The 4,887-nt window shown below is 62.5% G+C and carries 5 protein-coding genes; 1 reads left to right on the top strand and 4 read right to left on the bottom strand.

Annotated features, from left to right (window positions below; genetic code table 11):
* The 4 genes from B2W70_RS14700 to B2W70_RS14685 form a co-directional block, all read right to left on the bottom strand.
* The coding region (locus B2W70_RS14700) for an ABC transporter permease subunit (protein ID WP_414631074.1) at positions 1 to 338 on the bottom strand (338 nt) is incomplete at its 3' end.
* A 197-nt stretch (positions 339 to 535) separates the two neighbouring features.
* Complete coding sequence (locus tag B2W70_RS14695; protein ID WP_286746781.1) at positions 536 to 1,771, bottom strand: branched-chain amino acid ABC transporter substrate-binding protein; 1,236 nt, start codon at positions 1,769 to 1,771, stop codon at positions 536 to 538.
* 287 nt (positions 1,772 to 2,058) lie between these two features.
* Entirely contained in the window at positions 2,059 to 3,690 is a 1,632-nt protein-coding gene (locus B2W70_RS14690) for a 3-(methylthio)propionyl-CoA ligase (RefSeq protein ID WP_286746779.1), read from the bottom strand.
* 173 nt (positions 3,691 to 3,863) lie between these two features.
* Positions 3,864 to 4,304, bottom strand: a complete 441-nt coding sequence (locus B2W70_RS14685; RefSeq protein ID WP_058089373.1) for an acyl-CoA thioesterase — start codon at positions 4,302 to 4,304, stop codon at positions 3,864 to 3,866.
* 97 nt (positions 4,305 to 4,401) lie between these two features.
* Here B2W70_RS14685 and B2W70_RS14680 point away from each other — a divergent pair.
* A partial coding sequence (locus B2W70_RS14680) for a TetR/AcrR family transcriptional regulator (RefSeq protein WP_414631073.1) occupies positions 4,402 to 4,887 on the top strand: 486 nt, incomplete at its 3' end.

Here is a 4,887-nt window from a genome sequence, read left to right as displayed (position 1 = left end):
CCCCAGACCAGGCGCACCACCTCGAGCACAACGTAAGACAGGCCGAACGTCACCAGCAGCTCGGGCACGTGTCCGTACACGTGCACCTTGCGCAAGCTGTAGCGCTCAAAGGCCGCCCCCAGCAAGCCCACCAACAGCGGCGAAAGCACGAGCGAGGGAAAGAAGCCGATGATGCCTGTCAGCGCGTAAGCGATGTAGGCACCCAGCATGTAGAAGCTGGTGTGCGCGAAGTTGAGCACACCCATCATGCTGAAGATCAGGGTCAAGCCCGAGCTCAGCATGAACAGCAGCAGCCCGTAGCTGATGCCATTCAGGAAGAAGACGAAAAAGGTTTCCATGTCAGGCAAGCGTGATGCATGCCAGCGGGATCACCGGGCATGCGGAGCCCCGGCGGCTGCAACCGCGCGGAACCGGAAAGGCCCTCCGACCGGTCAGGCCGGGCGAGCCACGTCAAACACGAAACGACCGATCGCCCCCATGCAGGAAACGATCGGTCGGGTACTTCTCAAGGCGATCCAGCCTCAGAGATGGCGCATCACGAGGGACGCTTCATCTGACAAGAGGTCGGCGTGCTCGAGACGTACGCATCGAAGGCCTTGACGGGCACAAAGGTCATGCCGGTCTTCTCGACGTCGTAGGTGTTCTTGGCGTCCAGCGGCGCCCACTGCGCGATGAACAGAGGCTGCTGCAGTTGGTGGTCGGTCTTGCGCATCTCGACCTCGCCGTTGAAGGACTTGAACTTCATGCCTTCCATGGCCTTGGCCACCTTGACCGGGTCGGTCGACTTGGCGTTGGCCATGCCTTGCGCCAGCATCGTCAGCGAGGTGTAGGTGGCCTGCGAGTAGTAGTCATCGTTGAAACGCTTCTTGAACTCGCTGACCAACTGCCCTGCGGTGCCACCCAGGTTGTAGTGGCCATAGCCGACCTGGTAGACGCGACCGTTGGCGGCCTTGCCCAGTGCCGTCGGCGTGCCACCGAAGTTGGCGTAGTAGGTGTAGAACTTGGCGGTCAGGCCCGCGTCGTTGGCGGCCTTGACCAGCAAAGCCAGGTCAGAGCCCCAGTTGCCAGTGATGACGGTGTCGGCGCCCGAGGCCTTGATCTTGGCCACGTAGGGCGCGAAGTCACGCACCTGTGCCAGCGGGTGCAGGTCGTCGCCCACCACTTGCACATCGGGGCGCTTGCGCTTGAGGTTTTCCTTGGCGTACTTGGAGACCTGCTGGCCGTGCGCGTAGTTCTGGTTGATCAGGTAGACCTTCTGGACCTCCTTCTGGTCCTTCATGAACGTGGTCATGGCCTCCATCTTCATGGACGTGTCCGCATCCAGGCGGAAGTGCCAGAAGCTGCACTTGCTGTTGGTCAGATCGGGGTCCACCGCGGCGTAGTTCAGGAAGACGACTTCCTTGCCGGGGTTGCGCTCGTTGTGCTTGTTGATGGCGTCCACCAGCGCGCCTGCGGCACCGGAGCCCAGCCCCTGCACCACGTAGCGCACACCCTGGTCAACGGCCGACTTCAAGGCGTTGAGAGACTCGGCAGGGCTCAGCTTGTTGTCGATGCTGATGATTTCGAACTTCACGCCAGCGGGGTTGTTGGCGTTGAGCTTCTCGGCGACGAACTGATAGCTCTTGAGCTGGTTCTGGCCCACGCTGGCCATCAGGCCCGAGAGGGGATCGATCCAGGCGACCTTGACGGTCTCGCCTTTCTGGGCCAGGGCGGCACCGGCGGTCAGGGAAGTCATGACCAGCACGCTCAGTGCACGAACGGGGAATCTCATTGCTTTCTCCTTTGAATCGATGCTCACAACCAAACACAATTTACCCCCCTTGCATCGGGGGGAGCTTCAGGGATGACCCGCAACAACACACACTTCAAACGAACGTTCGGACGCCTTCATTGCAGAAACGGTCATCGGCCGGAGATGCCGATCAAATGGGGCATTGCGGGCGATGAACAAAAAAAGGACCACCCCTTTCGGAATGGTCCTTTCAGCGCACACAACAACGCATGCGATGGCATCAACGAGGCCATCGAGTGGCCTCGCCCAAGCTGTCATCAAACGGCTCAAGCCGTGGGCAACTTGTGCTCCTTGAAGCGCTCGCGCAGTTGCAGTTTGGAGATCTTGCCGGTCGCCGTGTGAGGGATCTCATCGACGAACACAACGTCATCCGGCGTCTGCCACTTCGGGATCTTGCCTTCGTAGAAAGCGATCAGCTCTTGCACCGACACCTCGGCGCCCGGCTTCTTGACGACCACCATCAGCGGGCGCTCGTCCCACTTGGGGTGGAAGCACGCGATGGCAGCGGCTTCGTGCACCGCAGGGTGGGCCATCAGCACGTTCTCCAGGTCGATGGAGCTGATCCACTCACCACCCGACTTGATCACGTCCTTGGAGCGGTCGGTGATCTGCATGTAGCCATCGGCATCGATGGTGGCCACGTCCCCCGTGGGGAACCAGCCGTCGTGCAGCGGCGACTTGTCCATGTTGAAGTAGCTGTTGATGACCCAGTGACCACGCACCTCCAGGTCGCCTGCGGCCTTGCCGTCCCAGGGCAGCACCTTGCCGTCGCCATCGACGATGCGCATGTCCACGCCGAACACCGACTTGCCCTGCTTTTCCAGCAGCTTCTGCTTGTTTTCCGTCGACCACTCGGCGTGCTTGGTCTTGAGGCGACCCAGCGTGCCCAGGGGAGACATCTCGGTCATGCCCCAGGCGTGGATGACTTCGACACCGTATTCGTTCTCGAAGGCGCGGATCATCGCGGGCGGGCAGGCCGCGCCACCGATCACCGTGCTCTTGAAGGTGCTGAACTTCAGGCCGTTGGCCTTGACGTGGTTGAGCAGGCCCAGCCAGATGGTGGGCACGCCGGCCGACATCGTGACCTTCTCTTCTTCGAAGAGGTTGTACAGCGAGGCGCCATCGAGGTGGTGGCCCGGCATGACCAGCTTGCAGCCCACCATCGCGGCGGCATACGGCAGGCCCCACGCGTTGACGTGGAACATGGGCACCACCGGCAGCACCGTGTCGGTGGCCTTGAGGCACATCGCATCAGGCAGCGCAGCGGCGAACGCGTGCAGCACGGTCGAGCGGTGAGAATACACAGCGCCCTTCGGGTTGCCCGTCGTGCCCGAGGTGTAGCAGATGCTGGCGGCAGCGTTCTCGTCGAACGAGGGCCACTGGTAGTTGCCGTCTTCGGCGGCCAGCAGCTCTTCGTAGCAGTGCAGGTTCGTGAGCGGCGACTCCTTGGGCATGTGCTCGCGGCCGCACATCAGCACCACGTGCTTGAGCGTGGGCAACATGGGCGCCAGCTTCTCGACCAGCGGGAAGATGTTGAGGTCAACGAAGATGACCTGGTCTTGCGCGTCGTTGGCGATCCAGGCCACCTGCTGCGGGAACAGGCGCGGGTTGATGGTGTGGCACACGCGCTGCGAGCCCGACACCGCGTAATAGATCTCGAGGTGGCGGTAGCCGTTCCAGGCCAGCGTGCCGACGCGCTCGCCGGCCTTGACGCCCAGGCGCTCCAGGGCCTGGGCCAGCTTGCGCGAACGCAGCTCGACCTCGGCCCAGGTGGTGCGATGCATGTCGCCCTCGACGCGCTTGGAAACGATCTCGGTGTCGCCGTTGTGACGCGCTGCGTGGGTCAGCAGCGACGAGATCAGCAGGGGCATGTGCATCATCTGGCCCATCAGGCTCATGGAAACCTCCGAGGAAACGGCTCAAAGAAAGACAAACTGGTGTGGCACCCTCAATCTGATAACAACAGATATCAGATGCACCCAGAAATCATAGACGGCCGAGCACGTGCGATTTCGCGACCAGCGCCAGGGAATACCCGCATGGCGCATGCCCACCCTGCGCGTGAACTGAATCAATCGGGCGACTGAAGCCGCTTCAAAGCCTGAAGAAACGCCTCGGGCAAGTTCGTGGGCCTGCGCTCCTGGCGGTCCACGTAGACGTGCACGAAGTGCCCACAAGCCGCGCTCATCGCCTCACCCTGCTCAAACAGGCCAATTTCGTAACGCACGCTGCTCTTGCCGACGTGGGCCACGCGGATGCCGGCCTCGACGTTGCGCGGAAAGGCCAATGGCGCGAAGTAATTGCAATGCGTCTCGATGACCAGGCCGATCACCTCGCCCTCGTGGATGTCGAGCACGCCGGCTTCGATCAGGTAGCGGTTCACCGCCGTGTCAAAGTAGCTGTAATAGGTGACGTTGTTGACGTGCCCATAGACGTCGTTGTCCATCCACCGCGTGGTGATGGTGCTGAAGTGGGCATAGGCCTCGCGAGGCTGGGCTTGAGGGCGGTTCATGGCGAAACCATAACCGATCGGGCCGCCCGTCGGCGTTGACCTGTTTCGGTGGCGACAGCTACATTAATGACCCGAGAGTCAGTTATTTGCCACCCGCTTGAAACGAATCCAGCCCCCCGTTGGCGGCGCCCTGCCCGCCGACCCGCCCGCCGCGGGCTGCCCGCTGAGCGAAGCCATGGCCGTTCTCAGCCAGGCCTTGCCGCGCGGCCGGCAGCGCCGCAAGGCCGCGCGCCCGCAAGAATTGCTGGACGCAGCCCTCGACCTCTTCGTTGAAAAAGGACTGGCCGCCACGCGCGCCGAAGAGGTGGCCCACCGGGCAGGCGTCTCCAAAGGCACGCTCTACCTGTACTACCCCAGCAAGGACGAGCTCTTCAAGGCCGTGGTGCGCTCGCACCTGATCGACGCCATCAGCGCCGGTGACGAGCTCGCCGATCACTTCGAGGGCTCCACTTCGGAGTTGCTGCGCCTGCTGGCCGAGACCTGGTGGACCAAGGTGGGCTCATCGAAAGCTGCTGGCCTGCTGCTGCTCATCATGAGCGAGGCCCGCGCCTTCCCGGACGTCGCGCAGTTCTACCTTGACGAG

The organism is Aquabacterium sp. UBA2148, from assembly GCF_002328915.1.
In the GTDB taxonomy this organism is placed as follows: domain Bacteria; phylum Pseudomonadota; class Gammaproteobacteria; order Burkholderiales; family Burkholderiaceae_C; genus Aquabacterium; species Aquabacterium parvum.
Note: the sequence above shows the minus strand (reverse complement) of the source record. Positions and strands in the feature narration are given on the sequence as shown.

Excerpts from the sequence above, each read along its gene's own strand:
- B2W70_RS14690 (WP_286746779.1), bottom strand. The coding sequence starts at position 3,690 with ATGAGCCTGATGGGCCAGATGATGCACATGCCCCTGCTGATCTCGTCG.
- B2W70_RS14695 (WP_286746781.1), bottom strand. The coding sequence starts at position 1,771 with ATGAGATTCCCCGTTCGTGCACTGAGCGTGCTGGTCATGACTTCCCTG.
- B2W70_RS14685 (WP_058089373.1), bottom strand. The coding sequence starts at position 4,304 with ATGAACCGCCCTCAAGCCCAGCCTCGCGAGGCCTATGCCCACTTCAGC.